This window comes from Pseudomonas sp. E141, from assembly GCF_052659885.1.
Genome location: NZ_CP084024.1, coordinates 5603771 through 5625221 on the forward strand (window position 1 = coordinate 5603771; position 21451 = coordinate 5625221).

At 60.9% G+C, this 21451-nt stretch carries 17 protein-coding genes and 1 pseudogene; 5 read left to right on the top strand and 13 right to left on the bottom strand.

Going from position 1 to position 21451, the window contains the following annotated elements:
• Positions 1–815 precede the first annotated feature (815 nt).
• Positions 816–1601 (bottom strand): methyl-accepting chemotaxis protein, encoded by a 786-nt coding sequence (locus GKKCFE_RS25175; protein WP_371517439.1) that lies wholly within the window; start codon positions 1599–1601, stop codon positions 816–818.
• Positions 1602–1718: 117 nt separating this feature from the next.
• Positions 1719–2795: pseudogene (locus GKKCFE_RS25180) on the bottom strand (cache domain-containing protein); the annotation flags it as partial.
• Between the two features lie 151 nt (positions 2796–2946).
• Between GKKCFE_RS25180 and GKKCFE_RS25185 the strand changes: the two are divergent.
• The 3 genes from GKKCFE_RS25185 to GKKCFE_RS25195 all read left to right on the top strand — a co-directional run bounded on the left by GKKCFE_RS25185 (position 2947) and on the right by GKKCFE_RS25195 (position 7029).
• A complete protein-coding gene (locus tag GKKCFE_RS25185) occupies positions 2947–3447 on the top strand; it encodes a sigma-70 family RNA polymerase sigma factor (protein WP_047230328.1) in 501 nt (166 codons plus the stop codon).
• Positions 3437–4438, top strand: a complete 1002-nt coding sequence (locus GKKCFE_RS25190) for a FecR domain-containing protein (protein WP_139048639.1) — start codon at positions 3437–3439, stop codon at positions 4436–4438. Before GKKCFE_RS25185 ends, GKKCFE_RS25190 begins: the two co-directional genes overlap by 11 nt.
• An 86-nt stretch (positions 4439–4524) precedes the next feature.
• Positions 4525–7029 carry a TonB-dependent siderophore receptor gene (locus GKKCFE_RS25195; RefSeq protein ID WP_445577231.1) on the top strand — a complete coding sequence of 835 codons (2505 nt, stop codon included), beginning with the start codon at positions 4525–4527 and terminating at the stop codon, positions 7027–7029.
• Between the two features lie 153 nt (positions 7030–7182).
• Here GKKCFE_RS25195 and GKKCFE_RS25200 read toward each other — a convergent pair whose 3' ends face one another.
• Positions 7183–8256, bottom strand: a complete 1074-nt coding sequence (locus GKKCFE_RS25200; protein WP_188251847.1) for a fatty acid desaturase — start codon at positions 8254–8256, stop codon at positions 7183–7185.
• A 100-nt stretch (positions 8257–8356) separates the two neighbouring features.
• On the opposite strand from GKKCFE_RS25200, the gene GKKCFE_RS25205 reads away from it, so the two are divergent.
• Positions 8357–9361 (top strand): AraC family transcriptional regulator, encoded by a 1005-nt coding sequence (locus GKKCFE_RS25205; RefSeq protein WP_047230303.1) that lies wholly within the window; start codon positions 8357–8359, stop codon positions 9359–9361.
• 142 nt (positions 9362–9503) lie between these two features.
• On the opposite strand, the gene GKKCFE_RS25210 is transcribed toward GKKCFE_RS25205, so the two are convergent.
• On the bottom strand, positions 9504–10190 hold the full coding sequence (locus GKKCFE_RS25210) for a Crp/Fnr family transcriptional regulator (RefSeq protein ID WP_047230304.1): 687 nt from the start codon (positions 10188–10190) through the stop codon (positions 9504–9506).
• A gap of 87 nt (positions 10191–10277) precedes the next feature.
• On the opposite strand from GKKCFE_RS25210, the gene GKKCFE_RS25215 reads away from it, so the two are divergent.
• Positions 10278–10802 (top strand): Mpo1 family 2-hydroxy fatty acid dioxygenase, encoded by a 525-nt coding sequence (locus GKKCFE_RS25215; protein WP_339491114.1) that lies wholly within the window; start codon positions 10278–10280, stop codon positions 10800–10802.
• 51 nt (positions 10803–10853) lie between these two features.
• On the opposite strand, the gene GKKCFE_RS25220 is transcribed toward GKKCFE_RS25215, so the two are convergent.
• The 9 genes from GKKCFE_RS25220 to dibA all read right to left on the bottom strand — a co-directional run bounded on the left by GKKCFE_RS25220 (position 10854) and on the right by dibA (position 21439).
• Positions 10854–13076 (bottom strand): GMC oxidoreductase, encoded by a 2223-nt coding sequence (locus GKKCFE_RS25220; protein ID WP_445577232.1) that lies wholly within the window; start codon positions 13074–13076, stop codon positions 10854–10856.
• The gene (locus tag GKKCFE_RS25225; protein WP_445577233.1) at positions 13073–13585 is read right to left on the bottom strand and encodes a sorbitol dehydrogenase; all 513 of its coding nucleotides are present in this window, start codon (positions 13583–13585) and stop codon (positions 13073–13075) included. The genes GKKCFE_RS25220 and GKKCFE_RS25225 overlap by 4 nt, the downstream gene beginning before the upstream one ends.
• Positions 13575–14945, bottom strand: a complete 1371-nt coding sequence (locus tag GKKCFE_RS25230) for a cytochrome C (protein ID WP_139048646.1) — start codon at positions 14943–14945, stop codon at positions 13575–13577. Before GKKCFE_RS25230 ends, GKKCFE_RS25225 begins: the two co-directional genes overlap by 11 nt.
• Before the next feature lie 288 nt (positions 14946–15233).
• The gene (locus GKKCFE_RS25235; protein WP_047230309.1) at positions 15234–16223 is read right to left on the bottom strand and encodes a sulfate/molybdate ABC transporter ATP-binding protein; all 990 of its coding nucleotides are present in this window, start codon (positions 16221–16223) and stop codon (positions 15234–15236) included.
• Between the two features lie 3 nt (positions 16224–16226).
• Positions 16227–17096: a sulfate ABC transporter permease subunit CysW gene (gene cysW / locus GKKCFE_RS25240; protein ID WP_107321447.1), complete on the bottom strand. Its 870-nt coding sequence runs from the start codon at positions 17094–17096 to the stop codon at positions 16227–16229.
• Positions 17097–17108: 12 nt separating this feature from the next.
• Entirely contained in the window at positions 17109–17927 is an 819-nt protein-coding gene (gene cysT, locus GKKCFE_RS25245; protein WP_047230311.1) for a sulfate ABC transporter permease subunit CysT, read from the bottom strand.
• A gap of 213 nt (positions 17928–18140) precedes the next feature.
• Entirely contained in the window at positions 18141–19154 is a 1014-nt protein-coding gene (locus tag GKKCFE_RS25250; RefSeq protein ID WP_047230312.1) for a sulfate ABC transporter substrate-binding protein, read from the bottom strand.
• A 51-nt stretch (positions 19155–19205) separates the two neighbouring features.
• Entirely contained in the window at positions 19206–19388 is a 183-nt protein-coding gene (gene oscA / locus GKKCFE_RS25255; RefSeq protein ID WP_047230313.1) for a sulfur starvation response protein OscA, read from the bottom strand.
• Between the two features lie 143 nt (positions 19389–19531).
• Positions 19532–21439, bottom strand: coding sequence for a phosphodiesterase DibA (gene dibA, locus GKKCFE_RS25260; RefSeq protein ID WP_445577234.1), 1908 nt, complete (start codon positions 21437–21439; stop codon positions 19532–19534).
• Between the last annotated feature and the right edge of the window lie 12 nt (positions 21440–21451).

Consider the following 21451-nt stretch of genomic DNA (forward strand, 5'->3'; position numbering starts at 1 on the left):
GCTGCCGTCATCGCGAGCAAGCTCGCTCCCACAGTTTTGGTTCCGGGGTGGGCGCAAGATCCAGTCACACCGCCAATCCCCTGTGGGAGCGAGCTTGCTCGCGAAAGCGGTGGGTCAGCTGGCGATGATGTTGGCTGTGCTGTCGCCATCGCGAGCAGGCTCGCTCCCACACTGATTTCGGTTGGCCGCAAGATCCAGTTCCACCGCCAATCCCCTGTGGGAGCTGGCTTGCTCGCGAAAGCGGCGGGTCAGCTGGCGATGATGTTGGCTGTGCTGCCGTCATCGCGAGCAGGCTCGCTCCCACACTGATTTCGATTGGCAGCAAGATCCAGTCACACCGCCAATCCCCTGTGGGAGCGAGCCTGCTCGCGAAAGCGGTGGGTCAGCTGGCGATGATATTGGCTGTGCCGCCGTCATCGCGAGCAAGCTCGCTCCCACACTGATTTCGATTGGCAGCAAGATCCAGTCACACCGCCAATCCCCTGTGGGAGCGAGCCTGCTCGCGAAAGCGGTGGGTCAGCTGGCGATGATATTGGCTGTGCCGCCGTCATCGCGAGCAAGCTCGCTCCCACAGTTTTGGTTCCGGGATGGGCGCAAGATCCAGTCACACCGCCAATCCCCTGTGGGAGCGAGCTTGCTCGCGAAAGGGGTGGGTCAGCTGGCTGATGATGTTGGCTGTGCCGCCGTCTTCGCGAGCAGGCTCGCTCCGACACTGATTTCGATTGGCAGCAAGATCCAGTCACACCGCCAATCCCCTGTGGGAGCGAGCCTGCTCGCGATGGCGGCGGCACGGTTGGCGGTGAGGTCGGCAAAGATCAGATCTTGAAGCTGTCCACCAACTGCTTCAGCCGATTGGCCTGTTGCGACAGGGCATCGCAATCCTTCAGGGTTTCATTGAGGTTGGCGACGCTTTGCTGGTTCAGCAGGTTGATGTGGCTGACATCCATGTTGAGGGTTTCCACCACGGCGGTCTGTTCTTCGGTGGCCGCAGCCACCGACTGGTTCATGCCGTCGATTTCACCGATGCGCTGCGTCACGCTGACCAGCCGCAGACCCGCCTGGTTGGCCACTTCCACACTTTCTTCGCTGGAAAGCTGGCTGGCGTTCATCGTCGTCACCGCTTCACGGGAACCGACCTGGAGCGAGGTGATCATCTTGTGGATTTCTTCCGCCGACTCCTGGGTGCGGTGCGCCAGGTTGCGCACTTCATCGGCCACCACCGCAAACCCGCGCCCGGCTTCACCGGCACGGGCCGCTTCAATGGCAGCGTTCAGCGCCAGCAGGTTGGTTTGCTGAGAGATGCCCTTGATCACGTCCAGGATGTGCCCGATGTTGTCGGTGCTGGCGTTCAGGGTTTCGATCTGGGTGCACGAGAGGCTGATCTTCTGTGACAGCTCGGTCATGGCCTGGATGGTTTTTTCCACCACCTGGCGTCCGTCATCGGCTTGTTCGCTGGCACCGCTGGCCTGTTGCGAGGCGTCGGCGGCATTGCGGGCGATTTCCTGGGTAGCGGCGCCCAACTGATTGATGGCCGCTGCCACGCTGTTGGTGCGGGCGCTCTGTTCGTCGGAGCCAATGAGCGAGGCATTGGACGAAGTCATCACCCGCTGCGACAGGTCATGCACTTGCCGAGTGGCGGAAGACACCTCCGAGATCGACGCGTGAATCCGCTCCACGAATTGGTTGAACGAGCTGCCCAGCTCACCGAACTCATCCTTGCCCTGTACCACCAGACGCCGGGTCAGGTCGCCTTCACCTTGGGCGATGTCCTGCATGGCGCGCCCCATGGTGGTCAATGGACGCATCAACACCTGGATCAACAGGCTCAGCAACAACGCAATGGCCGCCACCGCCACAAACATCGCAATCAGCGCCGAGGTACGGAAATGGCTCAGCGGTGCGTAGGCCTTGTCTTTGTCGATCGACAGACCGATGTACCACTGGGTATTCGGCAGGCCCGCGACGGGGGTAAACGAAAGAATGCGGTCCTGCCCATTGAGCTCAACCTCCTGGATACCTTTCTCGATGCGCACTGGCGTACCGGGGTAGATGTCCTTGAGGTTCTTCATCACCTGGTCCTTGTCCGGGCTGACGATGACCTGACCGTCGCCGCTGACCAGAAACCCATGGCCGATGCCGCCGAAATCCACGGAGTTGATGATTTTCACCAGGGTTTCCAGACTCAGGTCGCCCCCCACCACACCGAGCAGCTCACCGTTGTGCTTCACCGGCAGGGCGATGGTCACCACCAGGCCGCCGACCGCTGCCAGGTAGGGCGGGGTCAGCATGGTTTGATCGATGGTGACTGCCTGTTTGTACCAGGGGCGCTGGCGCGGGTCGTAGCCATCGGGCATTTTTGCGTCAGGGCGCTGGGTGAAAACGCCGTTGGCCTGACCCACGTAAGTGAACTGGAAATTCGACGTCAGCGCCGGCTGATCCACCAGCCCCGGCAGATCGGCACCCGCGCCCTGGTGCGCAATATTCTGCGCCAGGTTTTCCAGCACCAGCACCCGGCCGCTCATCCAGTTCTGGACGCTGCTGGCCGTCAGGTCGCCGGACTGCTGGATGGAGGATTCGAGACTGCTGCCAATGGTTTTTCGTTGCAGGTAGTCGTTGTAGAGCGTGAACAGGGCAAAAGCCAGAACGACCACACCAGAGGCGGCCAGAAGGATTTTATGGCTGAACTTCAGATTCATCGACAGGCTTCTTATGCAGGGAGTGGGGTGCATTCCGGTTGCAGCATTCATGTCACAGCGCGGGCGGACTTGTGATCTGCTCCACTTTGGTGCACGCATATAACGCTGTCGGCAAAAGTTAAAAAAATATGAGCCCTTTAAACAAATGGGCGACGGAAGGACACGGTGCGTCGAACGGTGGTTGCAAATTCACTGACCCCTGATGACAATGCGACCTATTATCATTCGCGACATCCAGGCCTTCGCGTTCATGTCATCTCCCGAGTTTGCAGTACAGACGCTCTACAGCAACCATCACGGCTGGCTTCACACATGGCTGCGCAGCCGCTTGGGCAATGCTGCCGACGCAGCGGACCTGGCCCAGGACACCTTCGTGCGCCTGCTGCAACGCACCGAACGCCTGGAGCTCAAGTCGCCCCGCGCCTTTCTACGCACCATCGCCCAAGGCCTGGTGATCGATCATTGGCGCCGGGAAGAAATCGAACGCGCTTACCTGGAATCCATCGCCCACCTGCCACCCGCCCAAGCCCCCGACACCGAAGCCCAGGCCTTGATCCTGGAGCTGCTGGAAGCCATCGCCAGAATGCTCGAGGGCCTTAAGCCGAAAGTGCGCAGGGCATTTCTGCTGGCCCAGTGCGAAGGCCTGACGTACAAGCAGATTGCCGAGCAGATGGGCATTTCCTTGCGCTCGGTGGAACGATACGTCGCCGATGCGCTGTATCACTGCTATGTGTTGCGCTATGAAAGCTGAGCCTGTGGATAACGTGTTGAATCGACGCAGCGGCCCATCCCAACAGGTAGTCAGGCAAGCGATCAACTGGCTGCTGCGCCTGCGCAACCATGCTGCCAATCCGGCCTTGCGCCAACAATGCGAAGTCTGGCGCGCCGCCCATCACGAACACGAATTGGCCTGGCAGCGGGTGCAAGCGCTGCACAGTGAGTTGACCTCGAACCTGCGGGCGGTCCCCGGCGCCCACGTCGCTCTCGACACCCTGGAAAACAGCGCCCAGCGACTCGGTCGGCGCCAGGCCTTGAAACTGTTGTCGGGGGTGGCGCTGCTAGGCTCCGCCGCGTGGCTGGGCAAGGACCTGGGCTGGCAGCCGTGGAGCGCGGATTTCGCCACGGCCACCGGCGAACATCGAGGTTTCCAGTTGCCCGACGGTACGCGGCTTGAACTGAACACTGACAGCGCCGCCGACCTGGACTACACGACCGAGCATCGCCTGATCAGCCTGACGCGAGGTGAAATCATGCTCACCTGCGGTCGCGATCCCGCGCGGCCGCTGCTGGTGCGCAGCCGACATGGCCTGTTCGAAGGGCTGGACGGGCGCTTCGTGGTGCGGCAGGACAATGCCTGCACACGCCTGAGCGTCACCCGTGGCAGGGTCGCGATCCTTTCGCACCGTGGCGCCGATGGTGCCCCGCTACAGGTGAGCGCCGGGCAGAGCTATCTGCTCAGCTCATCGACAGCGACCATGGCGCCGCCGCTGGATATGGACATCGGCGCCTGGGCGGAGGGTTTGCTCGTGACGCGCAACATGCGTCTGGAGGACTTCCTCAACGAGGTAGGACGTTACCGCCAGGGCTATCTGAAATGCGCCGCGTCGATTGCGGACCTGCGCTTGTCAGGCGTTTTCCGCCTGGAAGACACCGACAGGTTGCTGGCCGTCCTGCCGCGCACGCTCCCCGTTCAATTACGCTATCGAACCCGTTGGTGGGTCACGGTGCAGGAATCGGTCTGATTTTTTTTGGCGGGTTTTGCGCGCAAGTCCGGCTAGGACAGTAAGCAACGCTTATCTGCCCTTAGCGACTCCAACGGAAACCCACAATGACTGAGCGCGTAAACCTCAACATCCCCTTTGGCTGCTCCTCGCAAACAGGCCTGTTGCGCCATGCCATCCGTGCGGCACTGTTCTGCACGGTGTTGAGTGCGGGCGCCGTGCCGATGTTCGCCGTCGCGGCGCAAGACGGTGTCACCACCGCGCGCCAGAGCTACAACATTGCCGCCGGCCCCCTGAACGATGTGCTGAACCAGTTCGCTCGTCAGGCCGGCATCACCCTGGCAAGCACTCCGCAGCAGACGAGCGGCATCCAGTCCCCGGGACTGCACGGCGAGTATTCGACGGACCAGGCCCTGAGCCATCTGCTCAGCGCTTCGGGCCTGACCGCCGTCAGCCCCGATGGCAGCAGCTATGTACTGCAAACCGAGGCCTCGGGCGGCACGTTGGCGCTGCCGACCACCGACATCAAAGGGTTTGCCCTGGGTAACGCCTTGGGCAGCATGGCGGGCTACAACGCCACCCACAGCCAGGTCGCCACCAAGACCAGTACCGCCCTGCGGGAAACCTCGCAAAGCGTTTCCGTGGTCACCCGCGAGCAAATGGACGACCAAGGCGCGCAAACCGTTTCCCAGGCCATGCGCTACACCCCAGGGGTATTGACCAACCCCTACGGCGCGACCCATCGCTACGACTACGTGGCGATGCGCGGCTTCAACGATGGCTCGGTGGACAACATCTACCTCGACGGCCTCAAGTCCATGGGCGACAGCGGCACCTACAGCTCCATGCAAGTCGATCCGTACTTCCTCGAGCGGGTCGACATTCTCAAAGGCCCGTCCTCGGTGCTCTACGGTCGCAGCTCGCCCGGCGGCCTGGTGGCGCTCACCAGCAAGAAACCGCTGTACGAGGCTTATCACCAAATCCAGGCCACGGTCGGCACCCAGGGCCAACGCAGCATGGGCTTCGACTTTACCGGGCCGGTGGATGATGACAAACGCATCGCCTATCGCCTGGTGGGCCTGGCGGATACGTCCGACACGCAGTTCGACCACACCAAGGAAAAGCGCTTTGCCCTCGCCCCCACGGTGAGCATCGACTTTACCGAAGACACGTCGCTGACACTTCAGGCCTACCTGCAGCACGACCCCGACGGGGGTTATCACGGCGGCATGCCAGCCGACGGCACCTTGCATCAGCGCAACGGCAAGCGTATCTCGGAAAATTTCTTCGAAGGCGAGCCGGGCGTCGATGGCTATGAACGTGATCAGCAGTCGTTCGGCTACCAGTTCGAACACCGTTTCAACGATGTCTTCACCGCCCGGCAGAACTTCCGTTACCTGGACTCCCAAGTCACCAATGATCAGGTCTACGCCTACGGCTGGACCACGCCGACCAGCAACGAGCTGAACCGCTACTACACCGGTGCCGAAGAAAAACTGCATTCGTTCATCGTCGACAACATGCTGCAGGCTGAATTTTTCAGCGGGGCGACCAAGCACACCGTGCTGATGGGCGCTGACTATCAGCGGCGCAAGACCGTGGTGGATTGGACCAGCGGCAGCCTGGCCCCGATCAACGCCTTCGACCCGGTCTATGGCAACTCGGCTATCACCTACTTCAGCCCCACCAGCTACCTGCGACGCCTGGAACAGACCGGTGTCTACCTGCAAGACCTGATCGAGATGGATAAATGGCGTTTCTCCCTGGGCCTGCGTCAGGACTGGGTGAAAACCTCGGATGAAAACCGCATCGCTGAGTTCGGCCGCCCGGAAGGCACCGAGATCAACGACAAACGCAGCAAGCTCACAGGCCGCGCCGGGGCGCTGTACCTGTTCGACAACGGCCTGGCGCCGTACGTCAGCTACTCCGAGTCGTTCAACCCCAACTCCTACGCCGACAGCGCCGGCAACCCGCTGTCGCCGACCGATGGCAAGCAATGGGAACTGGGCCTGAAGTATCAGCCACCGGGTACGGATGACCTGTACACCGCCTCGCTGTTCCGCATCGACCAGGAGAACCTGGCGACCAAACTGCCCCAGGAAAACTTCTACCGCGCCGTCGGTGCCGTTCGCTCCCAGGGCCTGGAACTGGAAGCGCACCTGCAACTGACCGAGCAGTTCAAAGTGCTGGGCAGCTACACCTTCACCGATATCGAATATTCGAAATCGATGATCAGCACGTTGAGCACCACCACCGACATCATCGAAAACAAAGGCAACTCACCGACCCAGGCCCCACGCCACATGGCTTCGGTGTGGGCGGACTACAAGTTCGACAGCGGCGCGCTCGATGGCCTACGACTGGGCGGTGGCGTACGTTATGTCGGCTACAGCTGGGCCGATGCGGAAAACACCATGAAGGTGCCGTCCTATACGCTGTTCGATGCGTCGGTGGGGTATGACCTGGGCAAGGTCGGCTTGAAAGGTGTGGACGTGCGCCTGAACGCAAACAACCTGACCAACGAAACCTACGTCGCCTCCTGCGCCAGCCTGAGCTACTGCTACCTGGGCGAAGAACGCAACGTGGCGGCTACGGTGAGTTACCAGTTCTGACCCGTTCTCTTTGGTAACTCATTCTCTGTGGCGAGGGAGCTTGCTCCCGCTGGACGCGAAGCGGCCCTGTTTTTTTTGGGGCTGCTGCGCAACCCAGCGGGAGCAAGCTCCCTCGCCACAAGGTTCGGTTTTTACTTCTCGAACCTGTTTGCGTCAAACCCGCACCGCATCCCCTTCCTCCCGCACCACACCCTCTTCCCGCACAAACCGGTTCGCCCGCCCAAACGTGCCGAAATCATTGAACCGCACGCCCATCTCACGCATCACTTTGTGGGCCACCGGCACCGTCATCTGGCGGATGTAGAACGGCTCTTTGACCACGAAATGATGGACCCCGTGGCTACTGCCGAAGTTGAAGCAGAACGCCTGCAATGGCCACAGCCACCAGGGGTTGAGCACCTGGGTTTGCTGGATGACATTGCCCGGCTCGATGTCGCCGTAGTAATGCATGTTCGAGCTGATGAAATGCAGGCAAAAGGTGCGCAGCACGTTCGGGCCGATGATCACCACCGCTGCGATATCGATCACGTGCATCACTACCAGCGTGGTTGCCGACCAATCAATCGACGTGCCAAGCAGATAGGCGACAGCGTTGGCCCCATGGAAACCGAGAAACACGTACCACGCGCCCCAGTGCAACAGCGCCAGCGGGAAATACACCTTCAGCGTGCGCTTGAGGATGCTGCGCTTGTGCGCCCAGGTCTTGGCCCGCAGCAGGCGAATGAAGGCCGACATCACGTTGTCGCCCACCATCAGCAAGCGCGCCAGCCCCCAGGGCTCGCCATTGGTAATGGCCCGCTCTTCCAGGTCGGCCTCGCTGCCGGACACTTTGTGATGATTGAGGTGCAAATGGCGGCGGATCCACGGGTTGATGGTGCTGGGCCGCGCCAGCCAGACCAGGCCCATCATCAGGTTGTGGGGTACGCGTTGCTTGCGAAAATACATGCTGTGAATCAGGTCGTGTTCCAGCTCGTGGGTCAGTGAAGCGAAAAAAGCGTTGAGCAGCAGGCATGCCCAACCGGCCAGGTGACCGTTGATGTAGAGCAGCGCCGAACCGACCATCCCGGCCAGGGCGAACGCCAGGATGCCCGCGCCCAACGCATCCTGATGACGCAGGATCGGGTAGCGCTGGCGCAGTTCTTCGCCTCGGGCCAAGACCACCTGGCGAATATGGGCCGATCGCTGTTGTGCATTCAATCGCTCGGGGCTTGCGCAAGTGCCGTGCATGGCTTACATCCTCTTCTATCGATGTGCTCATCCTGCCGGGCGATGCCCCCTAGGGTGGTAGCCGTAAACGCCAACCTGTTGACCGCAAGCGCCAATCGCCATGACTGAACCCACCTCCCTCGCCAGTTGGACCCGCGCCCTGCGCAAACAGCTTGATGCGTTGGGCCTGGACAGCCATGCCCTGTGCCTGGAGGCCGGGCTCGATCCGCAGTTGATGGACGACCCGAATGCCCGTTATCCGCTCTCGGCCACCACGCGCCTGTGGGAACTGGCCGTGCAGGCCAGCGGTGATCCGGCGATCGGCCTGCGGGTTTCGCGCTTCGTCAGTCCCACCACGTTCCACGCTCTGGGTTATGCCCTGGTGGCCAGCGGCAGTTTGCGAGAAGTGTTTGAGCGAATCGTGCGTTATCACCCGGTGGTCAGCGATGCGTTGATGCTGCAACTGAGCCGCTGCGAAGACCGATACCGCTTCACGCTCGACGTGCCCCAGGGCCGGGCGACGCCGGCCTTTGAAGCCATCGATGCGTTCGCCGCGATTTACGTGCGCACGTGTCGCAACCGACTGGGCCGCGACTACGCGCCGCTGGCGGTGTACTTGCGGCGCCCGGAACCGACGGACCCCGGCCCCTGGCATAAAGTGTTCCGTTCACCTGTGTATTTCGGCGCCGAGCAAGATTGCCTGGAATTCAGCCTCGTCGATTTCGACAGCCACCTGGACGACGCCAATCCGGAGCTGGCTGAACACAACGAGACGGTACTCAAGCGCACCCTCGCCCAGCTCCAGCCGCTGACCTGGGAGCGCAAGGTGCGAGCCGCTATCGAGGCCCAACTGCCCGAAGGCGAACCCAGCGCCGAGCGCATCGCCCAGGCCATGCACCTGAGCCTGCGCAGCCTGCAACGGCATTTGGCCGATGAAGGCTGCCGCTTCGACACGCTGCTTAACGAATGTCGGGAAAACCTGGCACTGCTGCACCTGCGCGACCCACAGTGCTCACTGAGTGAAGTCGGTTATCTCCTGGGTTTTGCCGATGCCAGCAGCTTCAGCCGGGCGTTCAAGCGCTGGACCGGAATGACCCCGGGGCAGTTTCGGGACGGGTTGCGCTAGGGGTTTGCGTTGGCTGGGCCGGCCCTATCGCGAGCAGGCTCGCTCCCACATTGTCTTGAGGTGAACTCAACATTCAGGCCCGCCACCAACGCTGTGGGAGCGAGCCTGCTCGCGATAGCGGTGGATCAGTCGATACAGGCCTTCAGATCGTGGTCAATGCCCGCAACCGCTCGATATCCAGGATTTCAATCTCACCATAAGCCAACTGCACAATGCCCTGGGCCTGAAGGTCCTTGAGGATCTGGTTGGTGGTCTGGCGCGACAGTGAGAGCATGAGCGCCAGTTGCTCCTGGGGCAGTTGCAAGACCCGTCGCGCCGGTTCGATTTCGCCGTAGCCTTCGGCGATCATCAGCAGGCGATTGGCAACACGTACCGGGGCGGGCATCAGGCTCAGGTGTTCGAGATTGATGAAGGTCAGGCGCAGTTTGTGGCTCATCAGCCGCGCAATATCTCGCCAATAGACCGGATGTTCTTGCAGAAACGCCATCAACGGCGCCTGAGGCAAGTGCAGCAAGGTGCACTGGCCCACGCTCACCGCGTCATGGGTGCGCGGCTGGCCATCGAACAGGCAGATTTCACCAAACCAGTGGGGCGCTTCCACCACGCTGAGCAGCGCTTCCTTGCCCTGTTCGTTCACTGCGCCGATCCGTACCGCGCCCTCCAATACGGCGTACATCCCGCAGGGCGGGTCACCGCGCTGGAACAACCGATGCCCCGGCACCAGTCGGCGCACCCGCGACATGCCCAACAGACTATTCTGTAACTCAGCGGGCAAGTGGCTGTACCAGTGACCGGCCAACAGGTGCGAGTGCCAGGGATGCGTATTCATGAAAACTCCGGGACAAGTGTCGGCTAGCTGACAGAACACCTCGTGGGGCCCGGGCATCATGCAGGCATCACCTCAGGAGGAACAACAATGAAAAGCCTCGTTGATCATCTCAGTCAATACGCCGCCTACCACCGCGATCCACGCAACATCGCCACGCACTTCATCGGTATTCCGCTGATTTTCGTCGCCGTCGCCGTACTGCTGTCACGGCCGGGTTGGCCGGTGGGCGTGCTCCTGGTGTCGCCGGCGCTGCTGATAGCGGTAGCCAGTGCCTGGTTCTATCTGCGCCTTGAGTTGCGCCTGGGGGTGCTGATGACGGTACTGCTGGCCCTGGCGCTATGGCTGGGCCAGGTGCTCGCCGCGCAAAGCACCTTGGTATGGCTGGGCAGTGGCTTGGGGATGTTCGTGGTGGGCTGGGTGATCCAGTTCGTCGGTCACTATTACGAAGGCCGTAAACCGGCGTTCGTCGATGACCTCACCGGGTTGATTGTCGGGCCGCTGTTCGTGGTGGTGGAGGCGGGCTTCCTGCTGGGGCTTCGTAGCGAACTGAAGCGGGCCATTGAAGAACGCGCCGGGCCCGTGGCCTTGCGTCACCAACGCTCGGCCGTCTGAATCTGTGGGAGCAAGGCCTGCTCCCACAAGAGTCAGGCCTTACCGCTCAAGTTACAGCGCACCAAACTCGACCCGTATCGTCAGCGCGCCGGTGTTATCTTTCAAACCAGACCCATGTTGCCCGGTCAGGTCATCGTTGATGCACAGTTGCAGTTCCCCTTGCTGGTCGCCCGGAACCTGCGCCAGATCCCCCACCAGGAACGGCGTTCCATCGTTGCCCACACGACCGATCAAGGCGCCTTCGGCGGCACCGGGCAAGGCATAGCTGCTGTAGTCGATGTGCCGCGAACCGCCCTTTCCATCGACATTGCCGCCCTGCGGGCTGGCACACCATAACCCACTGACGTAGCGAACCACGCGCGGTATCAACCCGTTGATCTGCACTCCAGTGCCCTGCCAGGCGATGTTGGATTGGACCTGCATGGTCACCGCCTTCAGGTCGTTGGCCACGGTGTCCCCGGCCTGGAACGACAGCGCCGCAATCGTCAGGCTCGGGTTCGAGGTGCCCGTGCTGGGGAACACGCCATCGCCCACCAGGAACAGGTTCTTGTGGTCCCAACTGCGCTGGTATTTGTCCACCACCGACTTGGCTGGATCATCGCCCATGCGATAGGTCCCCATCAGGTGTCCGGCGCCCTGGAAGCTGTAATCTTCGCCTTTGTAGTTGAAGGTCCCTTTGCCAATGGGTGCTGTCAGTTCCACGGCGCCGAGCAGGTCCTTGATGATGTGGCTCGCCAGTATCTTCGCCTGCCTGAAACCTTCCTTGGTGTAATCGGACAGGTCGTAGTGGATTTCCGGCCGAAGAATGCCGAGCCCGTCCTTGTAGTTATCCGTCGAGGGCACGATGTAGCTGTTGGACTGGTCGGGATGGTCTTCCACCTGTTCCACCAGGAAGCCGATCCGAAACTGGCGGATGAACAGTTCGTTGAGTTTTTTGATCAGTGCCGTGCCGTAAAGCGCTTCAGTGGGCGGCGCCGGTGTCTCTTTCGCCGGCAATGGATTGGTGCGACTTATGTTCTTCCCGTCGATAAAATCGGCCACGGTGACGTAAGGATCGCCAACCGGCCAGTTCCAGCCTTCATTGCCGATTTCGATGCGCCATGCCGCTCGCTGGCTGCGGAAGGCACCGTCACGCAGGCTCTCGATGCCCGCCGTGGACACCGGGCCACGATATGGGAAAACCGTCTTGCCTTCCGGCATCAGCCCCCACGCCAGGTAAATCGGATGGTCGGACAGGCTGCGTCCCACCTGCCCGCTGCTGTTGGCCACACCTTTGGGCCAGTCCGGGGTCTTGGAGTTGAGCAACAATTTAGGGGTTTCGATGGCATGGGCCGCGATCACGTAACGCTGCCCGATGGCCACACCGTTTCCCGTCTTCGGTTCCTCGCCAAGCTGATATTGAATGAATTCGATGCCATTGATGTTCTTGTCCGGGCCCACGGTCACTTTGCTGGCCACGGTCCGGTACATGACCCGGACGTTGCCGGTGGCCCGGGCCTTGTTCATGGTCACCGTGGCGTCGTACTTGGCCTGGATCGGGCAGATCGGCGTGCAGTTGGTATTGCCGGCACACACCCGGCGCCCGGCGTAGGGCTGGGAATTGCGCCCCGCCGGGGTCGGACTGACCACCAGCGGCAAGCCGTCGAACGTCTGCCCGGTCACGGCGCTGACAAAACTGCCGTCAACCAGTGACAGCGGAATGCTGTGCATCGGGAATGAATAGCCCTCGGGAAAGGTCATGCCCAGATATGCCTGGTCGGCGACATTGGCCGACACACCGATTTCCGCCTCGGCCCGGCAATAGGCACTTTGCAGATCGTCGTAGCCGATCGGCCAGTCCACCCCGACGCCGTATTTGCTCTTCAGACGAAAATCGTTCGGCACCATGCGCAGGCACGTCCCGACCCAATGCCAGGTCGTCCCGCCGCCCACCCGTTCGTAGGTGCTGTTGAAGGGCAACGGGCCTTTCTGCACCAGGTAACTGATTTCCGGTTTGTCCCACCCCAGGATCAGATCGGCGATGGTTGCCCGCGGGGCATTTTCCTTGGTCGGATCGCGCGGTGTGTCCAGGGTCGATACCGGAGGATAGGGCGACTCCGGGGTTTTCAGGGTCGCCGTGTAGAAGCGCTCCAGATACTGCGTACGATTGGCCGGAATCTCCGGGCCCGATTCGAGCACCAGCACATCCACGCCAGCCATGCCCAACTGATAAGCGATGATGCTGCCGGCCAGCCCCGCACCAACGATGACCACCTCTGCTTGTTCGGTACTCATGACGAAGCTCCTTGCTGCGCGTTGGCGGCTACTCCGGTGTAATCCTCAAGGCTGGGCGGCGTCGTGTTCCAGTAGCCGAAGAACATCTCGCTGTAGCCCATAGGGTGAGCCTGGGCGGCTTTCCAGGCCCATCCATTGATATAAGCCTGGTCGGACACCACCGTCTGCTCATCCTTTTTGAAACTCGCCGCGTCATAGGGTTGGTACCAGACGCCCAGCAACCACAGCTTCATGATCGAACGCGCGGCTTTGGCGGTCGGCGTGTCGGCCGGTAGCGCTCCGTTCATCAACACCGCTTGGGCGATCTGATCCGGGGATTGATTGTCCCCCGCCAGGTTGGCGTATTGAGTCAGCAATGTACTGAGCACATCAGGCGTGATTCTTGGCGTGATGAATTCAAGAAACAGCGGAGGCAAACCCACCTGGTCGATCGCCGGTGCCAATCGCTCAGTGGAAATGCCAGTCAGGACCGATGAAAGGCCTACGAAATTTTCCAGATCACTGCTCATGCTTGACTCCTTGTCCAGTCGTGGACTGCGCGCGTTCGAGCAAATAGGTGAAATCCGCGAAGCTGGTGCGCGGCGATTCGGTGACATGGGTTGCCGCATTGCCATGACACGCCATGCAACTGGAAGACGCTTGGGGCACGGTGCCCTGGATGTAGGTTTCCAGTGTGGCGTTGGCCAGGAACAACGGGGCAGGATTGCCCAGCGGGTTGGCGGCTGATATCTGACAGTTGGGCTGTGGTGCCGACGGCCACTGGGTACTGATCAATTGATAGTTCGCCCAGACGCTCTGTGGGTTGACCGTACGCAACAGGGCTTGATAGGTGGCGTTCAGGGTTTTGGTGGCTTCGGTCAGCGGTATCTCACGCACGATCTGCGAGGGTGTTGCCTTGACCGCCGGGTTCCAGGGCCGGGGCGGCGGCTGGTTGATATCACTTTGGCTGGCAGCGTTGTAGAACAGATAAGGTCCCACCCGTTGGGCCGGGGGGGTGGTCTGTTCGGGTACGTTTTTTACATGTTCAAAGGTCGACCAGACCCACTGCGCGGCGCTGTCGGTCTTGTGAACGATGTGCAGTCCCACCAACCCCACCGGTTCGGACTTGCACGACTCCCCGACAATGGGTCCTTTGCTCGGGTCGCTGTTTCCCGGTGTATAGACCAGCGCATCGACGGTGTGAAAATCCTGCGGACGATCATTGGCGCCCAGCACTTTCCACGATGCTTTCACCATCAGCGCGCCGACGTCCTGTGTCTTGGCCGAGCCGCAACTGAAAGCCACGGCGTTGGTCGGGTTTGCGGCAAAAAACTTCTGCTGGCCTTCGATGCTGTACAGACCATTGTCGACAATGGAATTGAACATCGATCGGTTGACCACGATTTCGTTGCGCGTATAGGCCCCGTTCTGATCCACCAGCGGGCCGCTCTCGAAAGGCTGGATAAACTCATCCAGTACATCGGGCACCTTGCCCATCTGCTGCAACAGGCGCCCGGACTTGAGCGACTTGCACGCTTCGGGAATCGTCGCCGGCGCGTCCCAGGCCAACGGCGCCTGACCCTTGGCCCGGAAGATCTGGTAGCTCTCTTTCCAGCTTTCCCACACCGTGGCCCCATCCTGTTTGCCGATGGGAGTGCCGGTATTGGGATTGCCGTTGTCCAGCGCCGGCCAGTTCAAGGCAATGAAGGTCTGCCATGACAGGTCATCGAAGTCGCGCTGAAGGCTGGCCAGCGTGGGATGTTCCTCGGCAACCGTGACATCGAAGGGTATCTGCGGTGACAACGAGGGGGTGGCGCTGACGGATGGGCTCAATAAAACGCTTAGCAAGGCACAGCCAAACGGGCCATGCCGACTGACTTCCATTCTCATGCTTTATCTCCTTGGCATCAGGGCGCCAGGAGATAACACCGGTCCGTCATTGGACTCTTACTGCCTCCTGGCAAGTCAGAGTCTAGGTAGGGTTTGGTTCAAGGCCAGGTGCAGAAGTAGAACCGATCGAAGCAAGGCCAAGCGGGGTTATTCGGATTCGGCTCGGGGTGTCAGTGAGGGCGCCATCGCGAGCAAGCTCGCTCCCACAGTGGATTTTCATAGGTACACAAATATTGTGTTCACTGAAGTTCTACTGTGGGAGCGAGCTTGCTCGCGATGCTTTTGATCCTAGAGGTTAGCGACTTTCTGCCAGACCTTCGGCTTGAAGAACAGCGTCTCGCCCTTCGCCAGGCCCACCAGGCTGTCGTGGTCCTTCACCACTTCAGCTTCGATCAGCTCGCTCTGGCCTTCCACCTTCAGGGTCACCCGGGTGGTGGCGCCCAGCGGGCGAATGTCGCGCACTTCGGCGGCGTGGTGATCCTCCAGTTCCGAACGCGACAGCGAGACTTCGTGAGGGCGGAACAGCACATGCCGGTCTTCACCCAAGTGCAGGCGGTTCGAGTCGCCGAGGAAGTGATACACAAAGTCGCTGGCCGGGTTTTCGTAGACATCGCCCGGTGAGCCAATCTGCTCGATCACACCCTTGTTCATCACCACGATCCGATCCGCGACTTCCATGGCCTCTTCCTGGTCGTGAGTCACGAACACCGAAGTCAGGTTGATGTCCTCGTGCAACCGTGCCAGCCAGCGCCGCAGTTCCTTGCGAACCTTGGCGTCGAGGGCGCCGAAGGGTTCGTCCAGCAGCAACACCTTGGGCTCCACCGCCAGGGCGCGGGCCAGGGCGATACGCTGGCGCTGGCCGCCGGAAAGCTGTTCGGGGTAACGGTCGGCAAGCCAGTCCAGTTGCACCATGTTCAATAACTCGTGGACCTTGGTCGCGATCTGGCTTTCGTTCGGGCGTTGGTTCTTGGGCTTCATGCGCAAGCCGAAGGCAACGTTGTCGAACACCGTCATGTGGCGGAACAGGGCATAGTGCTGAAATACGAAACCGACGTTGCGATCACGCACGTCGTGGCCGGAAACGTCCTCGCCGTGGAACACGATGTTGCCCTGGTCCGGGGTTTCGAGGCCGGCGATGATCCGCAGCAAAGTGGTCTTGCCGCAACCCGACGGCCCCAGCAGGGCCACCAACTCGCCGCTCTGGATGTCCAGGCTGATATCGTCGAGGGCCTTGAAGGCGTGGAAATTCTTGCTGACGTTACGAACTTCGATCGACATGACTTATTCCTCCGCGGCGCTGGCGCGCAGGCGGTTGATTCGGTTTTCGCTCCACTGCTTGAGCAGCAGGATGAAGAGCGCCAGGATCAGCAACAGGCTCGCCACAGCGAACGCGGCCACGTGGTTGTATTCGTTGTAGAGGATCTCGACGTGCAGCGGCAGGGTGTTGGTGACCCCGCGAATGTGCCCGGACACCACCGATACCGCGCCGAATTCGCCCATGGCCCGGGCGGTACACAGCACCACGCCATAGATCAGCCCCCACTTGATGTTCGGCACGGTGACATGCCAGAACATCTGCCAGCCATTGGCACCCAACAGGCGCGCGGCTTCTTCTTCCTGGGTGCCCTGCTCCTGCATCAGCGGGATCAGCTCACGGGCCACGAACGGCACGGTGACGAAGATCGTCGCCAGCACGATGCCCGGCAGCGCAAACACAATCTGGATGTCGTGATCCGACAGCCACGGCCCGAACAGGCCCTGGGCACCGAACATCAGCACATAGACCAGGCCGGCGATCACCGGCGACACCGAGAACGGCAGGTCGATCAGGGTCACCAGCATGCTCTTGCCACGGAATGAATATTTGCTCACGCACCACGCGGCGCTGACCCCGAACACCAGGTTCAGCGGCACCGAGATCAGCACCGCGATCACCGTGAGCTTGAGCGCCGACAGCGCATCGGGTTCGAAGATTGCGGCGAAGAACGCCCCCAGGCCCAGCTTCAGCCCCTGGGAGACCACGATGAACAGCGGCAGCAGCAGGAATAGCGCAAAGATCAACCAGCCAAGACCGATCAGGACTCGCCGCGATGTTGCACTGCCGCGGCGGGCGGCGTTGGTGGAGGCCGCGTAAATAGACGATTGGGACATGTTCGCGCCTCCTTATGGGGTTTCGATGCGCCGCTGCAGCAGGTTGATCAGCAGCAACAGGACGAAGGAAACCACCAGCATCAGCACGCCGATGGAGGTGGCGCCGGTGTAGTCGTATTGGTCGAGCTTGACCATGATCAGCAGCGGCAGGATCTCGGTTTTCATCGGCATGTTGCCGGCGATGAAAATCACCGACCCGTACTCGCCCACGCCACGGGCAAAAGCCAGGGCGAAGCCGGTCAACCAGGCCGGCAACAACGCCGGCACAAGGACGTGGCGGAACACCTGCCACGGCTTGGCACCGAGGCAGGCGGCGGCCTCTTCGACTTCACGGGGGATATCGGCCAGCACCGGCTGCACCGTGCGCACCACGAACGGCAGCGTCACGAAGGTCAGCGCCAGGGTGATGCCCAGCGGGGTGTAGGCGATCTTGAAACCCAGGTCGGTGGCAAACTGGCCGACCAGGCCGGTCGGCGCATACAACGCCGTCAGTGCAATACCCGCCACGGCGGTGGGCAAGGCGAACGGCAGATCGATCATTGCATCGATGATCTTGCGACCGGGGAAGGTGTAGCGCACCAGCACCCAGGCCAACAGCGTACCGATCACACCGTTGATGATCGCCGCGCACAGAGCAGTGCCGAAGCTGAGCTTCAAGGCCGCCAGCACCCGTGGCGCGGAGATGATCGCCCAGAACTGTTCCCAGGTAAGTTGGGCGGCATGTACGAACATTGCCGCCAGTGGTATGAGCACAATCAGACTGAGGTACACCAGGGTGTAGCCCAGCGTCAGCCCGAAGCCGGGTATGACGGGGGATATGCGACGCGACATAAAGGTCCTTGGTTGAGAACGCGCAAAAACTGTGGCGAGGGGATTTATCCCCGTTGGGCTGCGAAGCAGCCCCAAAGCAGCCGACTCAATTCACCTGAGCATAAAGACATGCCAGATTCAGGGCCGCTTCGCGCCCGAACGGGGATAAATCCCCTCGCCACAGATTCAGTGTCCGGCCTTAGCTTGTAATCAGCTCATTCAGGCCTGCCCAGCTTACTGCGCCTGATAGATCTGGTCGAAAATGCCGCCATCGTTGAAGAATTTCGGCTGGGCGGTTTTCCAGCCACCGAAGTCCTTGTCGATGGTTACCAGGTCCAATTTCGGGAACTGCCGGGAGTACTTGGCGGCCACGTCCTTGTCACGTGGACGATAGAAGTTTTTTGCGGCGATTTCCTGGCCGGCCGGGCTGTACAGGTGCTTGAGGTAGGCTTCGGCGATCTCCAGGTTGCCCTTTTTCTCGGCATTCTTGTCCACTACCGCCACCGGCGGTTCGGCGAGGATCGACAACGACGGCACGACGATGTCGAACTTGTCCGCGCCGCCGTCTTCTTTCAGCGCCAGGAAGGCTTCGTTTTCCCAGGCCAGCAACACGTCGCCCTGACCGTTGTTGACGAAGGTAATGGTCGAGCCGCGGGCGCCGGTGTCGAGGATCGGCACATGCTTGAACAGTGCTTGAACGTATTGCTTGGCCTTGGCTTCGTCACCACCGTTGGCCTTGAGGCCATAGGCCCAGGCGGCGAGGAAGTTCCAGCGAGCACCGCCGGAGGTCTTCGGGTTCGGGGTGATGACCGACACGTCATCCTTGATCAGATCGCCCCAGTCCTTGATGCCCTTGGGATTGCCTTTACGCACCAGGAAAACGATGGTCGAGGTGTACGGTGTGCTGGCTTCCGGCAGGCGTGTTTGCCAATCCGCCGGCAGGGACTTGCCCAGCTTGGCGATTTCGTCGATGTCGCCAGCCAGAGCCAGGGTCACCACGTCAGCCCGCAGGCCATCGATCACCGCCCGACCCTGCTTGCCCGAGCCACCGTGAGATTGCTGGATCTTCACGCTATCGTCCGGGTGCGCTTTCTTCCAGAAACTGGCGAATTCGGCGTTGTAATCCTGGTACAGCTCGCGAGTCGGGTCGTAGGACACGTTAAGCAACTCGTAATCCTTGGCAAAAGCGGAACCTGCAAAAACAGCGCTGGCCAAGACGGCCAAGGCATAACGGCGAATTGACGGCATGGTGAAAACTCCTGGAATTCCGGTTTTTTTATGTTTGTGAAGTGTTGGTCTTCAACCCGGTTTGTGGCTCGGCTGCTGCAACCGGAATTTTTCCTTGCGCTCGATCTGGACGACTTGCGCGTTGTGCACAGTGATTTCCACCGCGCCAAAACGAAGGTCCCGCAAGGCATTGAGGATCTCGCGCAACAGAGTTGCTTCGTCCTGACCGTCAACGCTGCGTAGAGATGCGCTCATGCTATTGCTCCTTGAATGCCTGGAAGTGGGCGGCACCGTTTTGTGGCGTAGGAGCAATACTAGATAGGCGTAGATATTCTTAAAAAGACTGTTTAAGAATTTTTATATAACCAAAAACACAATCAACCGATGTGCAAGGCAAATTAATTGATTGCGGGCGCGCGATCCCAATCCAGCTGTTGCGCGGCAACGGGTCGTCCGAACCAGTAGCCCTGCCCCATCCCACAGGCATGTTCCAGCAGGAACGCTGCCTGCTCGCGCTGCTCGATGCCTTCGGCTTGCACTTGCATACCCATGCTGCGGGCCAGGGCGATGATTACCCGGACAATCGCTGCGTCGTCCTCATCCCACGGCAACCCGGCCACAAAGCCCTGATCAATCTTGAGCTTCTGGACGGGCAAGCGTTTGAGTCGCAGCAGCGACGAATAACCGGTACCAAAATCATCGATAGCCAGTCGCACCCCCAATTCCCGCAGACGGTGCATTTGCTCCAGGGCCACCTCCGGATCGTCCATCACCGCGCTTTCGGTCACTTCCAATTCCAGACAGGCCGGGTCCAGGCCTGAAAAGTGCAGCACCCGCGCGACCTGTTCGTACAACTCGCGACGGGCGAACAGCCGACTGGAAACGTTGACCGCGACAAACGATAACGCCACCCCGGCCTCCTGCCATTGACGCATCTGTCGACAGGCCTGCTCCATGACCCAGGCATCGATTTGGGCGATCAGCCCGGTGCGCTCGGCGATGGGAATGAACTCGGCCGGCGAAACCAGGCCGCGCTCGGGATGTTCCCAGCGCACCAAAGCCTCGACACCGATCAGGCGGCTGGTCGCCAGATCGTGTACCGGCTGGTAATGAACCCGCAGCTCCTGCTGCTGGAGCGCGCGTCGCAGTTCGAAGGCGATCTCGACTCGTTGCTGGGCATGAGCGGTGAGTTCTTCGGTATACAGGGCGTAGCCATCGCGCCCGGCACTCTTAGCCTTGAACAACGCGGAGTCGGCATTGCGCAGCAGTTGCCCCGCGCTGAGGGCATCCCCGGGAAACAGGCTGATGCCCACGCTGGCATTGATGAACAAGAGCTGGTTTTCGAGGCGCAACGGTTCTTTCAGGGCATCGATAATGCGCTGGGCCAGCACCGCCGCCTGCGCCGGCTGCGAGCAATTTTCCACCAGCACCGCAAACTCGTCGCCCCCCAGCCGGGCCAGGGTCACGCCGGGCGCAAACAACCCCCGGAATCGCTCGGCCACGCTTTTGAGCAATTGATCGCCAACGTGATGCCCCAGGCTGTCGTTGATGTTCTTGAAATGGTCCAGGTCCACCAGCAACAAGGCGCAGCCGCGTTTGTGCAACTGCGACGACGCCAGCGCCTGCTCGGCGCGATCAGAAAACAGCAGGCGATTGGGCAGACCGGTCAGCGGATCGTGGTGGGCCAGGTACGCCAGTTCGTGCTCCGAATCCTTGATCGCGCTGATGTCCGAGAACACCGCGACGTAATGGCTGACCTGACCGTTATCGTCGCGAACGACGCGGATCGTCTGCCATTGCGGGTAGATCTCACCGCTTTTACGTCGGTTCCAGATCTCGCCGCTCCACTCGCCACGGCTGCCCAGGGACGCAAACATCTCCTGGTAGAAATCCGCCCCGTGACGGCCAGACTTGAACAGGTTGGGCCGCCGGCCCAACACCTCATCCCGGGCATACCCTGTAATCGTCATGAAGGCCCGATTGACGTGCACGATCAGGCCGTTCGGGTCCGTCACCAACACCCCTTCGCGCGTGCAATCGAAGACGGCGGCGGCCTGGCGCAAACGTTCGCCGTCGGCACGGTGTTCGCCTTTTCCGAAAAGCCGGGATATCCGCACACCCGCCAGGAAAACCAATCCGGCGCTGACCAGGACCCAGGCATATCCGTTGATCAACTGCCAGCGAAGCTGATCGGCAGATTGATCGAAAAAGCTGCTCAATAAATAACCAACCAGCTGCAGCCAGACGACCGACAGCACGAGATAAAGCAGCGCTCCACGCATGGCGCTGCGGTGATAGACGGTCATTCGGCGATCCAT